Here is a 15134-nt window from a genome sequence, read left to right as displayed (position 1 = left end):
CGGGGGGGGGGGGTGGGCGATGGGTGTCGGCGGTGGGGTGGGTGGTGGGGTCGGCGGGGTTGTGTTCGGGGTCGGGGCGGCCGGTCGGTTTCCTCATGTTCCAACCGAGGGGCGGTAACAGTGTTACCGTACATTTTTGGCCTATGTTCACCCGATCGTGTTCGGCAATCACGGGTCGAGGACCGGGTAAACCGACGGGCACCCCCGGCCGAAGCCGGAGGTGCCCGTCGAGCAGACCCTATATATAAGGAGTAGCGGTCAGCCCCGCAACTTGTTGCGGCTGCGCTCGCGGCCCCGCTGGTTCGCGTCCAGGATCACCTTGCGCACCCGCACGACCTCCGGCGCGACCTCGACGCACTCGTCGGCGGCGCAGAACTCGAGCGCCTCCTCCAACGAGAGCTTCCGCGGCCGGGCCAGGGTCTCCATCACGTCGGCGGTCGACGTGCGCATGTTCGTCAGCTTCTTCTCACGGCAGACGTTGACGTCCAAGTCCTCCGCGCGCGGGTTCTCGCCGACGACCATGCCCTCGTACGCCTCGGCGCCGGGCTCGACGAAGAACGTGCCCCGGTCCGCCAGCTGGATCATCGCGTACGCGGTGATCTGACCGGACCGGTCGGCGACGAGGGAGCCGTTGTGCCTGGTCCGGATCTCGCCGGCCCACGGGGCGTAGCCCTCGGACACCGCGTTCGCGATGCCGGTGCCGCGCGTCTCGGTCAGGAACTCGGTGCGGAAGCCGATGAGGCCGCGCGACGGCACGACGTACTCCAGCTTGATCCGCCCCGAACCGTGGCCGGACATGTTCTCCATCCGGCCCTTGCGGTTGGCCAGCAGCTGGGTGATGGCGCCCAGGTGCTCCTCCGGCGCGTCGATCGTCAACCGCTCGAACGGCTCGTGCAGCTTGCCGTCGACGGTCTTGGTGACCACCTGCGGCTTGCCGACGGTCAGCTCGAAGCCTTCCCGCTTCATCTGCTCGACGAGGATGGCCAGCGCCAGCTCACCGCGGCCCTGCACCTCCCACGTGTCCGGGCGCTCGGTGGGCAGCACGCGCACCGACACGTTGCCGACCAGCTCCGAGTCCAACCGGGCCTTGAGCACGCGCGCGGTCAGCTTGGTGCCGCCACCGCGACCGGCCAGCGGCGAGGTGTTGACACCGATCGTCATCGAGATCGCGGGCTCGTCCACCGTGATCCGCGGCAGCGGCTCGGGGTTGTCCACGTCGGCGAGCGTGTCGCCGATGGTGATCTCCGGGATGCCGGCGATGGCGACCAGGTCACCCGCCCGCGCCTGCTCGGCGGGCACGCGGTCCAGCGCCTCGGTGATCAGCAGCTCGGTGATGCGGACCTTCTGGATCGAGCCGTCCTCGCGGCACCACGCCACGGTCTCACCCTTGCGGATGCGACCGGCCTCGATGCGGCAGAGCGCGATGCGGCCGAGGAACGACGACGCGTCGAGGTTCGTCACCAACGCGCGCAGCGGCGCGTCCGCGTCGCCCATCGGGGCCGGGATGTGCCGGAACAGGACCTCGAACAGCACGTCGAGGTTCTCCTCGTCGGGCAGTCCGCCGTCCTCGGGCTGGGTGAGCGACGCCCGGCCGGCGCGCGCCGAGGCGTAGACGACCGGCAGGTCGAGCACCGAGTCGTCGGCGCCGACCTCGCTGGCCAGGTCGAGCAGCAGGTCGTGTGCTTCCTCGACGACCTCGGAGATCCGGGCGTCGGGGCGGTCGACCTTGTTCACCACCAGGATCACCGGCAGACCGGCGGCCAGCGTCTTGCGCAGCACGAACCGGGTCTGCGGCAGCGGGCCTTCGGAGGCGTCGACGAGCAGCACGACGCCGTCCACCATGGAGAGGCCGCGTTCGACCTCACCGCCGAAGTCGGCGTGACCTGGGGTGTCGACCACGTTGATGGTGACGGGACCGTCCGGCGTGTGGCGCCGCACGGCGGTGTTCTTGGCAAGGATCGTGATGCCCTTCTCACGCTCCAGCTCGCCCGAGTCCATGACCCGGTCGACGAGCTCGGCACGTTCGGAGAAGGCCCCGGACTGGCGGAGCATGGCGTCGACGAGGGTCGTCTTGCCGTGGTCAACGTGCGCGACGATCGCGACGTTGCGCAGGTCGTTGCGGACCAGCGTTTCCTTGATCGACGCGGTGGCCGTGGGCACGCGGAACTCCTAGAGCTGTCTGTGCGAGGGAAGCCAGGCGCCGGACGTTGGATCGCGCGCAGCCTGAGTACAGCTTACCGGGCGCGGCGCCTTTACCACACAGGTACGGCAGGTGAGGTCAGCCTCACCTACTCTGAGGACACCCGGATGAGTGGAGCACGCCGCGTGGGCAAGGTCAAGGTGAAGAAGAAGTGCTGCCGTTCGACGCCGAGGTGCAAGAGCTGTCCGGTGGTCGTGCTGCTCGAGGCGCGGAAGAAGGCCGAGAAGAAGGCGGCCAAGCAGGAGCGCAAGGAGCGGAAGAAGGCAGGCAAGAAGAAGACGGCCGCGTGACGGCCGCGTGAGGCCCACCGCCCGGCCGACGCCGGGTGGGTCGTGGGGCCGCCCGCGGGCTAGCCCATCACCGCCTCGTTGATCCTGGCCAGCTCGGGCGCCGTCCGGGTGGCCTGGAACTCCACCACCTGGTACTTCGCCAGCTTGCCGATCGCGAACGGGTCGGTGGCCAGCAGCGCGTCCAGCTTCCCGCGCGCCATCGGCCGCGCGATGATCACGCCGCCCACGCGGGGCACTTGACGGCCCGAGGCCAGGAAGTGCCCGGCCTCGTACTGCTTCTTCAGCCACTCCACGTGGTCCGGGAGCGCGTAGTCGACCTCGTCCAGCGGTGCGGTGTACTCCAGCAGCACGACGTACATAGAAGAAATGTAGACCCCCGACACACCCGCGTTACACGCTAGAATCGCGGCTATGCGCACTCTTTACCCGTTCTGGTGGTCCGCCTTCCGGCGGCCCTGAGAACTGCGCGTCAGACGAACGCAGGCCGCCCGCTGGGGCGGCCTTCGTGCTTTCGGGGGTCAGGTCGAGCGGGCGCACCCCGAAGGGATCACCATGATCAGGCTGTCCGCGATCACCCCGTCCGGCCCCGTCCAGCTGGGCAACTACCTCGGCGCCATCAGGCGGTGGGCGGCCGAGGGCACCGAGGAGGACGTCTACTTCATCAGCGACCTGCACGCGATGACGACGTCGCACAACCCGTCACGACTGCGATCACTGACGCGGGAGCAGTTGGCGGTGCTCATCGCCGCCGGCGTCGACCCGCGCTCGGTGGCCGTGCAGTCCGACCTGGTCCGCGAGCTCGGCGCGTTGACGTGGGTGCTGGAGTGCACCTGCACGTACGGCGAGGCGGCCCGGATGATCCAGTTCAAGGAGAAGTCGGCGGGCCGGTCGTCGGTCCGGTTGAGCCTGCTCACCTACCCGGTGCTGATGGCGGCCGACATCCTGCTGCAGGGCGCCCACGAGGTGCCGGTCGGTGACGACCAGCGGCAGCACGTCGAGCTGGCGCGGGTGCTGGCGCGTCGGTTCAACGGCACGTACGGCGAGGTGTTCGTGATGCCGCGCTCCGTCGTGCCGCCGACCGCGTCACGGGTCCGCGACCTGGCGGATCCGTCGCGGAAGATGGCCAAGACCGCGAAGGACGCGGCGGGCACGGTGTTCGTGCTCGACCCGCCCGACCTGGTGCGCCGCAAGATCCGGCGTGCGGTGACCGACGACCGGGGCGAGGTGCGTTACGCGCCGGAGGAGCAGCCGGGCGTGGCGAACCTGCTGGAGATCCTGGCGGCGTGCACCCGGAAGGACCCGGCCGAGCTGGCGTCCTCGCTGAAGGACTACTCGGAGTTGAAGGAGGTCACGGCGGAAGCCGTGGTCGAGGAGCTGCGGTCCGTGCGCGAGGTGACCCAGGGCCTGCTGGACGACCCGGCCGAGCTGGACCGGGCGCGGGCGCACGGCGCGGAACGCTCCCGTGAGCGGTGCAGCCACCGCCTCGACGCCGCCCTCCGCATGTCCGGCCTGGGCTGACGTCACCCACCCGCGCGAGAGTCCTACGTTCACGCCGCGAGAGTCCTACGTTCGGACGCCGTGAGTTCAACGCTCGGCACCGCGAGTCCAACGTTCCGAGCGTTGAACTCAGGTGCTCTGAACGTAGGACTCTCGCGTGCTGAACGTAGGACTCTCGCGGGGGTCAAGGGAGGAGGGGGTGGAGGGAGGGGAGGAGGACGCGGTCGGCGGGGAGCCAGTCGACGGTGTCCAGGTCGGTGGAGGTCAGCCAGCGGAGCGCGCGGTGTTCCACGGGAGTGGGGGTGCCGGAGGTGAGGGTGGCGGCGTAGGCGCGGAGGATCAGGTCGGAGCGGAGGGGCACGTCGGGGCCCAGCTGGTCGCCTGGGGTGACGGTGACGCCCAGTTCCTCCGAGCACTCGCGGATCACGGCGGCGTGGTCCGTTTCGTCCGGTTCGACGCGTCCGCCGGGGAGTTCCCACTTGCCGGCGGCCTCGGGCGGGTAGCTGCGTTGCTGGGCCAGGAGGAGACCGTCGCGGATGATCGCGGCACCTACTACTACGCGCGCGCTCAGCAGCTCGACGCTGCGCTGCGACACGGCGGCGGCGCGGGCTTCCAGGACCTTCAGGGCCAAGCCGCGGCCTACCAGGACGTCCGCCAGCCGCCCGAACGGGCCGCCAGGGCTCGACCACTCCACCGAGTCGACCACCATCGTGCCGCCGCCGGTGTGCAGCAGGTCCGTGACCAGCGTGAACTGCGGCAACGGCCCACCGACCAGCTCCGCCGACACGCCCGTGGTGTCGGCCCGCGTCACGACCAGCGTCCCGTTCACCGGCCCCACCGACCCGGCCAGCGTCGCGCCGACGAACAGCACCGGCTCACCACCCGTGATCCGCACGCCGAGCCCGCGCACGGCCCGGGCCAGCAGCCGCGCGTCCAGCAGCGCGGCGGCGACCGTCCGCAACGGCGCGTCGACGAGGGTGGTGGTTCTCAGCTCGGGCACGGTCGCACATCTTGTCAGGAGCACGGCCCGCCGCCACGCCGTCACCGGCGAAGAGTCACCAGCCGAGAGTCACCGGTACAGCGGCCAGCGCACCTCCAGCCGGGCGCCGCCCTCCGGCGACTCGCCCGCCCGGATCGTCCCCCGCCGCCGGCGCACCAGGTGCGCGACCAGCGCCAGCCCCAGCCCGAACCCGCCGGTGGCCCGTCCCCGGTCCGATTCGACCCGGTAGAAGCGGTCGAACACCTTCTCCCGGTGCTCCTCGGGGATGCCGTGCCCGTCGTCGTCCACCAGCAACCGCACCTCGCGGGCGGCCGGCAGCACGGAGATCCGGATGAACGTGCGGGCGTACCGGGCCGCGTTGCGCAGCAGGTTGTCCAGCACCAGCTCGACCTCCGTGCCCGCGGCGGAGATCAGGCAGGCGGACATCGGCGCGGCCAGCTGCACGAGCAGCTCCGTCTCACCCAGCCGGTCGACGGCGGCCTGCGCCTGCAGCACCAGGTCGACGGGTTCGGCGCGGGGCAGCTCGCCGGTGTCCGCGCGCGCCAGGATCAGCAGCGCGTCGACCAGCGCGGACAGCCGTTCGGACTCCTCCACCACCGATTCGAGCACCTCGATGGAGAAGTCCGGGTCGGGGTGCGCGACCGCCACCTCGGCCTGCGCCCGCACGGACGTCACGGGCGACCGCAGCTCGTGCGCGGCGTCACCGGTGAACCGGCGCAGCCGCTCGGTGGCCTCGTCTCGGCGGGCCAGCAGGGCGTTCAACGCCTCCGCAAGCGCTTGCAGCTCGTCCCGCGCGGCCGGCACGGGCAGGCGTTGGCCGCGCGGCAGCTCCGCCGCGGCCACCCGCATCCGCTCCACGGGCCGCAACGACGACCGCACGGCCAGCCACGTCGCGATCCCGACCAGGCCCGCGACCAGCACCGCGGCCACCGCGAGCCACCGCGTGCCCAGCTGGTTGGCCTCGCGGTAGCCGACCAGCGTGTCGCCGGCGACGTGCAGCCGCGGTGTGCCGTCGGCGGCGAACTCCACCCGCCCGATCCACCGGTGCGCGCTGGGACCGTCGATCCGCAGCACGGGTTCGCCGGACTTGAGCGCCCGGATCTCCGCCGCGGTCAGGTCGGGCTTCGGCCCGCCGTCCAGCGGGTTGCCCGCGGTGTCGAGCACGCGCACGTTCTCCGCCTTGGCCAACTCCCGGTCCACCGCGTTGACCTGCACGTACCCGATGAGCTGGGGTGCGAGCAGGGTGAACGCGAGCAGGCACAGCAGGGCCACGCCGGTCGCCACGACGGTGATCCGGAACCGCAGCGTCCGCCGCAGCCACCACCGGCGCGGCGGCCACCACCGGCGCAGGTTCACCTGCGCCTGGTCCCCGCCGAACCCAGCGCCGCGTCGAGGTCGGGCGTGGACGCCAGGTAGCCGTGGCCGCGCACCGTGCGCACGACCTCGCCCGCGCCCATCGCGTCGAGCTTGCGCCGCAGGTAGCCGACGTACACCTCGACCGCGTTGCGGGTGGCGGCCTGCTCGTCTCCCCACACCGTGCGCAGCAGCTCGTCCTTCGTCACGACCGATCCGGCACGGCTGGCCAGCACGTCGAGCACGGCGTACTCGCGCGGCGACAGGGACACGGGCTCGCCGGCCCAGCTCACCTCGCGCATGGCGCGGTCCACCACCAGCTCGCCCAGCTTGAGCCTGCGCCGCGCCAGGTCGGCGGAGTTGCGCCGCAGCAACGCCCGGACCTGCGCGACCAGCACCACGAACGAGAACGGTTTCACCAGGTAGCCGTCGGCGCCGAGGTCGAGCCCGTCGGCCTGGTCGACTTCGCCGTCCTTGGCCGACACCATCAGCACGGGCGTGCGCACCCCCTCGGCGCGCATCCGCTGCAACACCCGGTAGCCGGACAGGCCGGGCAGCATGATGTCCAGCAGCACCACGTCGAACGCGCCGGTCAACGCCACGCGCAGGGCGTTGGGGCCGTCGGCGGCGGTCACCACCTCCATGCCCTCCGCGGACAGGCCGCGTTCCAACGCGCGTCGTACGCCGATCTCGTCGTCCACAACCAGCACCCGTGGTCTCACGTCCCACAGCATGCCCCGTGAGGAGGACAATCGGCGCGGGAGTCTCAGTCCGCTCTCAGCGTCCGGGCCGCTCTCAGCTCGATCTCAGGGCGTGCGGAGGAACGTCTGTGGTGTCGGGTCGCAAGGGGCTGCCCGGTAGGAGGAGGGACACATGAACCGGAGAAGGGTGACCGTCGTGGCGGCGGCGGTAGGCGTGGTCGCCGGTGCGACCGGGCTCGGGCTGCTCGCGATGCCCGCCGGCGCCGGTCCCGCACCGGTGCTGCCGGACGTGAGCGCCGAGGCGCTGGTCGAGTCGGTGCTCAACGCCGAGCCGGCCGCGTTCGGCGGCACGGTGGACGTGAACAACGACCTGGGCATCCCGGCGGTCGCGGGCATGCCGCAGCTGTCGGACGGCGCCAGCAACCTGCGGATCTGGACCGACGGCCAGGGCAAGCTGCGGGTCCAGCTGCCCAACGGCGCCTCCGAGCGCACGTTCGTCGACGACGGGCAGACCGCGTGGCTGTGGGACTCGGCCGAGCAGACCGTCAGCAAGCTGCCGCACGGGTCGTTCGAGCACGGCAAGCCGGAGCTGAGCGGTGAGCCGCAGGCCGTGCCGACGGACCCGGTGACGCTGTCCCGCCAGGTGGTGGCGGCGATCCAGCAGTACAGCGACGTCACCGTCGACGGCACCGCCCGGGTGGCGAACCGGCCGGTGTACGAGCTGGTGCTGACGCCGAAGCCGACCGAGAAGACGGTGCTGCGCGAGGTGCGCGTCGCGGTCGACTCGGAGCTGCGGGTGCCGCTGCGGGTGGCCGTGCTGACCAACGGCACGGACGCGCCGGCGATGCAGGTCGGGTTCTCCGAGCTGAACGTCGGCCCGCAGGACGCGTCGCTGTTCGCGTTCACCCCGCCCGCCGGGGCGAAGGTGACCGAGCCCGAGGTCGACGCGCCGTCGGCCGAGGACAAGGCCGCCGCCGAGCAGGCGTTCACCGAGGCGAACCCGCAGGTCATCGGCGAGGGCTGGGACGTCGTGCTGGCCGCACGCGTGCCGGACGACGCCCTGACCGGGCTCGCGGACGCGCAGCGGGAGCAGGGTCAGCGCGAAGGCCGCTGGCAGGAGCGCGGCCAGGGTGAGGACGTCGACGTGCAGGGCCTGCTCAAGCAGCTGGGCAAGCAGGTCAGCGGCGACTGGGGCTCGGGCACGCTCATCACCACGCGGGTCGGTGGCGTGCTGATCACCGACGACGGCCGGGTGGCCGCGGGCGCGGTGCCGGAGCAGGTGCTGGTGGACGCGATCGGCCAGGTCAAGTGACCACCTCGACCAGCGCGCGGGTGGAGCCGGTGAGCACCGGCTCCACCCCGGTCTTCGCGGCCCGGACGCGGGGACTGCGCAAGGTGTACGGGCGCACGGTCGCGGTGGACAGGGTGGACCTCGACGTGCCGCGGGGGGCGGTGCTCGGGATGCTCGGCCCCAACGGGTCGGGCAAGACCACCACGATCCGCATGCTGCTCGGGCTCGTGCGGCCGACCGAGGGGGAGGTCGAGCTGCTGGGCAAGGCGTTGCCCGACGGCGTCGCGCAGGCGTTGCCGCACGTGGGCGCGCTGGTCGAGGGTCCGGGGTTCCACCCGTTCCTGTCGGGTCGGGAGAACCTGCGGCGGGTGGCGGCCTTCGAGCCGCTGCTCGCCTCGGGCGACATCAAGCAGGCCGTCGAGGACGCGTTGGAGCGGGTCGGCCTGGCCGCCGCCGCGCACCGGCGCTACCGGGGGTACTCGCTCGGCATGAAGCAGCGGCTGGGGCTGGCCTCCGCGCTGCTGGTGAAGCGGAAGCTGATCGTGCTGGACGAGCCGACCAACGGCCTGGACCCGGCGGGCACGCGCGAGGTCCGCAAGGTGATCGCGGACCTGCACGAGGCGGGCAGCACCGTCGTCGTGTCGTCGCACCTGCTCAGCGAGATCGAGGCGACGTGCACGCACGTGGCCGTGCTGCACCGGGGAACCGTGGTGGCGCAAGGGGAACTGGCCGAGCTGCTGCACGCGGACAGCAGTTCGCTGCTGATCGTCACGCCGGACGTGGACGACGCGCTGAACGCGTTGCGCGCCGGTCGGATCTCGGCGCGGCCGATCGAGGAGGGCGTGCGGGTCGAGCTGATCGGCACGACCGCGCCCGTCGTGGTGCAGACGCTGGTGAACGCGGGCGTCGAGGTGCACGAGGCACGTCGCCACCGCACCGGTCTGGAAGACCTGTTCGCCCGGCTCACCGAGGCCGAGGAGTCCGAGCACAACCTGTCCGCCGTGGACACGATCGAGGAGGGGGCCCGATGAGCGCGCTGGTCGCCACGCGCGCTCCGCTGGGCAGGCAACTGCGCTCGGAGCTGCGCTGGATCGTGCGCCGGCCGCGGACGGTGATCGGGCTGGCGTCGCTGTGCCTGGTGCCGATCCTGGCCGGGATCGGGCTGTGGTTCGCGGTGGACGGCGACGGTCCCGCGGGGCCCGGCCTGGCCGCCATCGTCGCGGGCAACGGGCTCGTGCTGCCGGTGTTCACGCTGTTCCTGGCGCTGCCGCTGCTGTTGCCGCTGGTCGGTGCGATCTGGGCGGCCGACGGGCTGGCGGGCGAGGCGCAGCACGGCACGCTGCGCGGGTTGATGATCACGCCGGTGGGTCGGTTGAGGCTGTTGGGCATCAAGGCGTTCGGCGTGGCCACGATGACGTTGTTCGCGGTGACGTTGATCGCGTTCGTCGGCGCGATCACCGGCGTGATCCTGTTCGGCGGCGAGGGGATGCTCACGCTGTCGGGTTCCACGCTGTCGTTCGGCGCGGCGCTCGGGCGGATCGTGCTGACGATCCTGCTGGTCACCGTGCAGGTGTGGGGCGTGGCGGCGATCGCGATGGCGATCTCGGCGTGCACCGAGCACCCGTTGGTCGTGATGGCGGCGACGATGGCCGGTGTGATCGTGTTCGCGGTGCTGGGCATCTTCAGCGCGTTGGACTGGCTGCACCCGTACCTCATCACGTCCGCGTGGGAGGGGTTGAGCGACGTGATGCGCGACCCGTTGCCGACCGAGGAGTTGTGGCGCAGCACGGCGTTGGCCGGGTGCTACATCCTGATCGGGCTGTCGTTGGCGGCGATGCGGTTGGCGACCAAGGACAACTAGGTCGGACAATCGGCGGGTGGAGACCGAGCGGTTGGTGTTGCGGGGGTTCGCCGAGTCCGATGTGGACGCGGTGGCGTGGCTGCTGGGCGAGCCGCGGGTGATGCGGCACATCGAGGACGGCAAGCCGGTGTCGCGGGAGGACGTGGCGCGGGTCGTGCTGCCGAAGGTGATGGGCGGCGGGTGGTGGGCGGCGCATCTCAAGGTGCCGGGGGTGCCGGGGGTGTCAGCTGCCGAAGGGCCGTTCATCGGGTGGTTCGAGCTGAGTCCGGTGGACGGGGGTGTGGCCGAGTTGGGGTATCGGCTGCACCCCGACTTCTGGGGGCGGGGTTACGCGACGGAGGGCGCCGCGGCGCTGGTGGAGCACACGCGGGCGGTGGGGTTGCGGCGGGTCGTGGCGTACGCGATGGCGGTGAACACCGGGTCGCGGCGGGTGATGGAGAAGGTCGGGTTGACGTACGTGCGGACGTTCCACGAGGAATGGCCGGACTACATCGAAGGCGCCGAACACGGGGACGTGGAATACGCCCTGGATCTGCGTGGGTGACGGCGGGGTTGGCTGTTGTTGGGTGGATGACGGCGCGGGTCAGCTGTCCTTCGCGAAGATCCGCGTGAGGACGGCGAACCCGATCCCGGTGATCGCGAGCAGGATGCCCGCCACCGGCCAGCCCGATCGCATCACCGCCATACCGGCGACTCCGAACAGGACGAACTCCACCTGGAACCTGTCGTGCTCCCCAACCTCCGCCGCGCCGAACGAGCTGGGGTGCTGGGTCGGAGGTAACGGTCCGGGAGCCGACGTTCAAGAGCTTAAAAGCATGTCCTCGCCGGACGGGCAGATCAGCAGGATGACGCCTGGTTTGGTGGTTGAGCGCCGGATCCGTTGTGGTGCGGGTTTCGTGTCATCCCACCGACCTCCACAAGGGCTACCACACGTATCAAGGGGGCCGCCTCAGTGCAAGCCGCAGGTAGAGGTGAACGGCCCCCTTGACACGCGCGGTAGGGCTGCGCCAGGTCGGCGGGATGACACGAAGCCCTCCCTATTGGTGAGGAAAGGGCGTGGTGGTGGCACGGCGTGTGGGGTGGCGCGGTGGGGCCGGGTCGTGCGGTGGGTGCGGGGTCGCGCGGTAGGTGCGGGGTCGCGCGGTGGGATGGGGCGGCGCGGTGGGGTGGCGCGGTCATGCTGCGCAGGGGTACCCCGGCCAAGGGGAGCCCTTGTTTTGATCCTGCCAGGTCGGACCGACGGTTTCGGGGTGTTGGCGGTGGGTTGTGGATAACTCCGGTCAGCCGATGAGTGCGACGCCGTCGTGGTCTACGGACAGGGTGACGCGGTCGCCGGGGGACGGTGGGGAGGTGACCGGAGCCACGGCCTCGTAGTCCTCGCCCCCCAGCCGCACGAGCAGCCGGACGTGGTCGCGGCGGTGGACGCGTTCCAGGACGTCCGCGGTGATCGGGCCGGAAGGGTCGAGGCGCAGGGCCGTCGCACGCAGGCCGACCCGCGCGGGCACGCCCAGCAGGCGGGCGGCGTCGGCGGCGGAGAGGATCTTGCCGCAGCCCAGGAAGCGGGCGGTCTCCACGTCGGCCGGACGTTGCCACACCTGAGTGGGCGCGCCGACCTGAACGATCCGGCCTGCCCGCATCACGGCCACGCGGTCGGCCAGTGTGAACGCCTCGTCGTGGTCGTGCGTCACCACGAGAGCGGTCGCGCCCGTTTCGCGCAGCAGCCGTGCCAGGTCGACCGCCAGTTGCTCCCGCAACGCCCGGTCCAGGGCGGACAGCGGTTCGTCCAGCAGCAGGAGCTTGGGGTGCGGTGCGAGGGCGCGGGCCAGGGCGACGCGCTGTTGTTCACCGCCCGAGAGCTCGGTCACGCGACGGTCGCCGTACCCCGCGAGGCCGACCAGGTCCAGCAAGGCGGCCACGCGCTTGTCGCGGGCCTCCCGCTCCACCCGCCGCATCCGCAGCCCGAACGCCACGTTGCCCGCCACGTCCCGGTGCGGGAACAGCTGGCCGTCCTGGAACACCAACCCGAAACCCCGCCGGTGCACGGGGGTCCCGGCGAGGTCGACGCCGTCCCACGACACGGTCCCGGCGCCCGGCGCCTCCAACCCGGCCACGGCGCGCAGCAACGTCGACTTGCCGCACCCGGACGGCCCGAGCAGCGCCACCACCTCGCCGTCCGCGATGGACAGGTCCACCGCGGACACCGCGGTGACCGGGCCGTACGCCACGCTCAACCCGTCGACCCGCAACGACATCAGAACTCCCCGCCGCTCGGCACGCGCAACCGCTCGATCACCAGCACGGCCACCGTGGTCACCACCATCAGCAACGCGCACGCGGCGTACGCCATCTGGCTGTTCAGCTCACCGGGTCGCGACATCAGCCGCGCGATCACGACCGGCAACGTCGGCGCGTCCGGTCGGGCCAGGAAGCTCGTCGCCCCGAACTCCCCCAACGCCACCACGAACCCGAACCCGGCCGCCGCCAGCAGCGACCGCGCCGCCAGCGGCAAGTCCACCTCGCGCCACACCCGCCACGGGCTCGCGCCCAACGTCGCCGCGGCCTGCCGCAGCCGTTCGTCCACGGCACGCAGCACCGGCAGCACGATCCGCACGATCAACGGCGTCACCACCAACGCCTGCGCCAACGGCACCAGCAGCGGTGACGTGCGGAAATCGCCGGGCAAGGCGTCCATGGTGATCAGGTAGCCGAAGCCGAGCGTCACCGCGGACACCCCCAGCGGCAGCATCAGCGCGGTGTCCAGGGTTTCCGCGAACCAGGACCGGTGCCGCCGCAGCCCCACCAGGACCACCGCGGACGTCACGCCGACCAGCAGCGCCACCAGCGTGGCGTCGGTCGCCGTGCGCACCGAGTTGAGCGCCGCGTCCAGCCCGGACACGGCCAGCGTGCCGCGCTCCCCCGTGCCCGCCAACGCCGCGTACCCGGCGAAGCTCCAGCCGTCGTCGGTGGCCAACGACCGCAGGAGAAGCCCCACGACCGGGGCGAGCAGCGCGGCCACGACCAGCCACGCCGCGACGACCACGCCCCACTCGCCGCCGGTGGGCCGACGGGGCGGCTCGATCCGCAGCGACAGCGACTTCTCGCGCTTGCGGCGGGCCAGACCGCCGATCACGAGCACCGCGATCACGGCGACGAACTGCAGCAACGACAGCGCGGCGGCGCCCGACAGGTCGAACAGCTCCACCGTGCGCAGGTAGATCTCGGTCTCCAACGTGCGGTGACGCGCGCCGCCGAGCACCAGCACCACGCCGAAGCTGGTGGCGCAGAACAGGAACACCACCGACGCCGCCGACCCGATCGCCGGCGCCAACGACGGCAGCACGACGGACGTGAACGCGCGGAAGCGTGACGCGCCCAGAGCCCGTGCCGCGTCCTCCGCCCGCCGGTCGACCCGCGCCCACAGGCCGCCGACCGTGCGGCCGACCACGGCGACGTTGAAGAACGCGTTGGCCAGCACGATCGGCAGCACGCCGCCGTCGGGCCACAACGCCCGGAACGCCAGCCCCACGACCACGGTCGGCAGCACGAACGGCACCATCACCGCCGCCCGCACCAGCCCCGCGCCGCGCACCCGGCACCGGGCCAGCAGGAACGCCACCGGCATGCCCGTGACCAGCGCCAACGCCGTCGCCGCGGCGGCCTGGCCGAGGGTGAACCCGACCAGGTCCCACGTGTCGGCACGGGCCAGGACCGGCAGCACGCCGCCCTCGCCGAGGCCGAGCCCGACGATCGCCAGCACCGGCCACGCGAAGAACACGCCGAGGAACGCCAGCGGCAGCAGCGCGGCGAGGGACCAGGTCAGCCTTGGACCAACGTGCGCCACTGCTGCACCCACCGCTCGCGGTTCGCGTCGACCTCGGCGGCGGGCAGGGACCGCGCGGTGGCGGGCAGCGGCGCGGCCTTGGTCCACGCCTCCGGCAGCGCGACGCCCTCCCGTGACGGGTAGACGTACATCGTGCCCGGCACGTCGGCCTGCACCTGCTCGCCGAGCAGGAAGTCCAGGACCTTCTTCGCGTCCTCGGGGTTCTTGGCGCCGTCGAGCACGCCCGCGTACTCGACCTGGCGGTAGCACGTGTCGAGCAGCGCCTTGGTGCGCGGCGTGCCGTCGTCACCGATCTCCGCCGACGGCGACGACGCGTAGGACACCACGATCGGCCGCGGCCCCTTGCCGCTGGAGCCGGAGAAGTCCTGCGTGTAGGCCTCTTCCCAGCCGCTGACGACCTTCACGCCGTTGGCCTTGAGCTGGCCCCAGTAGTTCTGCCAGTTCTGCTCGCCGAACGTGGCGATCGTGCCGAGCAGGAACGCCAGGCCCGGGGAGGACGTCGCCGGGTCCTCGACCACCAGCATGTCCTTGTACTTCGGGTCGGCCAGGTCGGCGTACTGCTTGGGCTCGCCGATGTCCTTGAACGCCGCGACGTCGATGTTCAGGCACACGTCGCCGACGTCGACCGCGTGCAGCCGGTTCGGCGGGTCGAGCTGGTAGCGCTGCGCGCCCTTCTGCGCCTCGGGGCTCGCGTACTCGGCGAACACCCCTTCCTTCAACGCGCGGGAGGCGAACGTGGAGTCCACGCCGAAGGCGACGTCACCGATCGGGGCGTCCTTGGTGAGGACCAGCTTGTTCGTCACCTCGCCGGCGTCACCGCTGGCCAGGGGCTTGATCGTGATGCCGGTGTCGGTCTTGAACCGCTCCAGCAGCTCGGGGCTGAGGGCGAACGAGTCGTGCGTCACCAGCGTGACGACCCGCTCCCCCGGCGCCGGCGCGTCGGACGTGGTGACCGAACAGGCCGTGAGCAGCGCGAACGCGGTCACGGCGGGCAGCACTCGTCGGAACATCATCTCTCCCTACACCGGCATGACCCGGATCAGGTGTGGACGGTCGAAGGCTCGCGCGCCTTCCTCTCAGCCCGGCGCAGCACCGGACTC

15 protein-coding genes are annotated in these 15134 nt (G+C 71.7%); 6 read left to right on the top strand and 9 right to left on the bottom strand.

Features of this window, described 5'->3' with window-relative positions:
- Positions 1–258: 258 nt before the first annotated feature.
- On the bottom strand, positions 259–2160 hold the full coding sequence (gene typA / locus ADK67_RS47425; RefSeq protein WP_053723212.1) for a translational GTPase TypA: 1902 nt from the start codon (positions 2158–2160) through the stop codon (positions 259–261).
- A gap of 147 nt (positions 2161–2307) precedes the next feature.
- On the opposite strand from typA, the gene ADK67_RS51995 reads away from it, so the two are divergent.
- Positions 2308–2490 (top strand): hypothetical protein, encoded by a 183-nt coding sequence (locus ADK67_RS51995; protein WP_157621651.1) that lies wholly within the window; start codon positions 2308–2310, stop codon positions 2488–2490.
- Positions 2491–2549: 59 nt separating this feature from the next.
- Here ADK67_RS51995 and ADK67_RS47420 read toward each other — a convergent pair whose 3' ends face one another.
- Positions 2550–2849, bottom strand: a complete 300-nt coding sequence (locus ADK67_RS47420; protein WP_053723211.1) for a YciI family protein — start codon at positions 2847–2849, stop codon at positions 2550–2552.
- Positions 2850–3042: 193 nt separating this feature from the next.
- Here ADK67_RS47420 and trpS point away from each other — a divergent pair, with 193 nt between their 5' ends.
- Entirely contained in the window at positions 3043–4008 is a 966-nt protein-coding gene (trpS, locus tag ADK67_RS47415; RefSeq protein WP_053723210.1) for a tryptophan--tRNA ligase, read from the top strand.
- A gap of 163 nt (positions 4009–4171) precedes the next feature.
- On the opposite strand, the gene ADK67_RS55230 is transcribed toward trpS, so the two are convergent.
- From ADK67_RS55230 to ADK67_RS47400, 3 genes are all read right to left on the bottom strand, one after another.
- Complete coding sequence (locus tag ADK67_RS55230; RefSeq protein WP_331459442.1) at positions 4172–4987, bottom strand: NUDIX domain-containing protein; 816 nt, start codon at positions 4985–4987, stop codon at positions 4172–4174.
- A gap of 69 nt (positions 4988–5056) precedes the next feature.
- Complete coding sequence (locus tag ADK67_RS47405) at positions 5057–6343, bottom strand: sensor histidine kinase (protein ID WP_053723209.1); 1287 nt, start codon at positions 6341–6343, stop codon at positions 5057–5059.
- Complete coding sequence (locus ADK67_RS47400; RefSeq protein ID WP_053723208.1) at positions 6340–7074, bottom strand: response regulator transcription factor; 735 nt, start codon at positions 7072–7074, stop codon at positions 6340–6342. Before ADK67_RS47400 ends, ADK67_RS47405 begins: the two co-directional genes overlap by 4 nt.
- 139 nt (positions 7075–7213) lie before the next feature.
- Here ADK67_RS47400 and ADK67_RS47395 point away from each other — a divergent pair, with 139 nt between their 5' ends.
- Genes ADK67_RS47395 through ADK67_RS47380 form a run of 4 tightly spaced genes read left to right on the top strand, consistent with a single transcriptional unit; the run spans position 7214 to position 10737 of the window.
- Positions 7214–8353, top strand: a complete 1140-nt coding sequence (locus ADK67_RS47395; protein WP_053723207.1) for a LolA family protein — start codon at positions 7214–7216, stop codon at positions 8351–8353.
- Positions 8350–9363, top strand: a complete 1014-nt coding sequence (locus ADK67_RS47390; RefSeq protein ID WP_053723206.1) for an ABC transporter ATP-binding protein — start codon at positions 8350–8352, stop codon at positions 9361–9363. The genes ADK67_RS47395 and ADK67_RS47390 overlap by 4 nt, the downstream gene beginning before the upstream one ends.
- Positions 9360–10193: an ABC transporter permease gene (locus ADK67_RS47385; RefSeq protein WP_053723205.1), complete on the top strand. Its 834-nt coding sequence runs from the start codon at positions 9360–9362 to the stop codon at positions 10191–10193. The genes ADK67_RS47390 and ADK67_RS47385 overlap by 4 nt, the downstream gene beginning before the upstream one ends.
- A gap of 16 nt (positions 10194–10209) precedes the next feature.
- Positions 10210–10737: a GNAT family N-acetyltransferase gene (locus ADK67_RS47380; protein ID WP_053723204.1), complete on the top strand. Its 528-nt coding sequence runs from the start codon at positions 10210–10212 to the stop codon at positions 10735–10737.
- A gap of 39 nt (positions 10738–10776) precedes the next feature.
- On the opposite strand, the gene ADK67_RS55000 is transcribed toward ADK67_RS47380, so the two are convergent.
- From ADK67_RS55000 to ADK67_RS47365, 4 genes are all read right to left on the bottom strand, one after another.
- A complete protein-coding gene (locus tag ADK67_RS55000; RefSeq protein ID WP_269436195.1) occupies positions 10777–10908 on the bottom strand; it encodes a hypothetical protein in 132 nt (43 codons plus the stop codon).
- Between the two features lie 565 nt (positions 10909–11473).
- Positions 11474–12445: an ABC transporter ATP-binding protein gene (locus ADK67_RS47375; protein WP_053723203.1), complete on the bottom strand. Its 972-nt coding sequence runs from the start codon at positions 12443–12445 to the stop codon at positions 11474–11476.
- Positions 12445–14034, bottom strand: a complete 1590-nt coding sequence (locus tag ADK67_RS47370; protein ID WP_231648712.1) for an ABC transporter permease — start codon at positions 14032–14034, stop codon at positions 12445–12447. The genes ADK67_RS47375 and ADK67_RS47370 overlap by 1 nt, the downstream gene beginning before the upstream one ends.
- Positions 14010–15044, bottom strand: coding sequence for a thiamine ABC transporter substrate-binding protein (locus ADK67_RS47365; protein ID WP_063797959.1), 1035 nt, complete (start codon positions 15042–15044; stop codon positions 14010–14012). Before ADK67_RS47365 ends, ADK67_RS47370 begins: the two co-directional genes overlap by 25 nt.
- Between the last annotated feature and the right edge of the window lie 90 nt (positions 15045–15134).

Origin of the sequence: Saccharothrix sp. NRRL B-16348, assembly GCF_001280085.1 — a bacterium.
In the GTDB taxonomy this organism is placed as follows: Bacteria; Actinomycetota; Actinomycetes; order Mycobacteriales; family Pseudonocardiaceae; genus Actinosynnema.
The sequence above is the reverse complement of the archived record's forward strand: the minus strand, read 5'-3'. Positions and strand labels throughout refer to the sequence as shown.

Bases quoted from the DNA above. Each gene is read 5' to 3' on its own strand.
- ADK67_RS47395 (WP_053723207.1), top strand. From the start codon at position 7,214: ATGAACCGGAGAAGGGTGACCGTCGTGGCGGCGGCGGTAGGCGTGGTC.
- ADK67_RS47400 (WP_053723208.1), bottom strand. From the start codon at position 7,074: ATGCTGTGGGACGTGAGACCACGGGTGCTGGTTGTGGACGACGAGATC.
- ADK67_RS47375 (WP_053723203.1), bottom strand. From the start codon at position 12,445: ATGTCGTTGCGGGTCGACGGGTTGAGCGTGGCGTACGGCCCGGTCACC.
- ADK67_RS51995 (WP_157621651.1), top strand. From the start codon at position 2,308: ATGAGTGGAGCACGCCGCGTGGGCAAGGTCAAGGTGAAGAAGAAGTGC.
- trpS (WP_053723210.1), top strand. From the start codon at position 3,043: ATGATCAGGCTGTCCGCGATCACCCCGTCCGGCCCCGTCCAGCTGGGC.
- ADK67_RS47420 (WP_053723211.1), bottom strand. From the start codon at position 2,849: ATGTACGTCGTGCTGCTGGAGTACACCGCACCGCTGGACGAGGTCGAC.
- ADK67_RS47365 (WP_063797959.1), bottom strand. From the start codon at position 15,044: ATGTTCCGACGAGTGCTGCCCGCCGTGACCGCGTTCGCGCTGCTCACG.
- ADK67_RS47385 (WP_053723205.1), top strand. From the start codon at position 9,360: ATGAGCGCGCTGGTCGCCACGCGCGCTCCGCTGGGCAGGCAACTGCGC.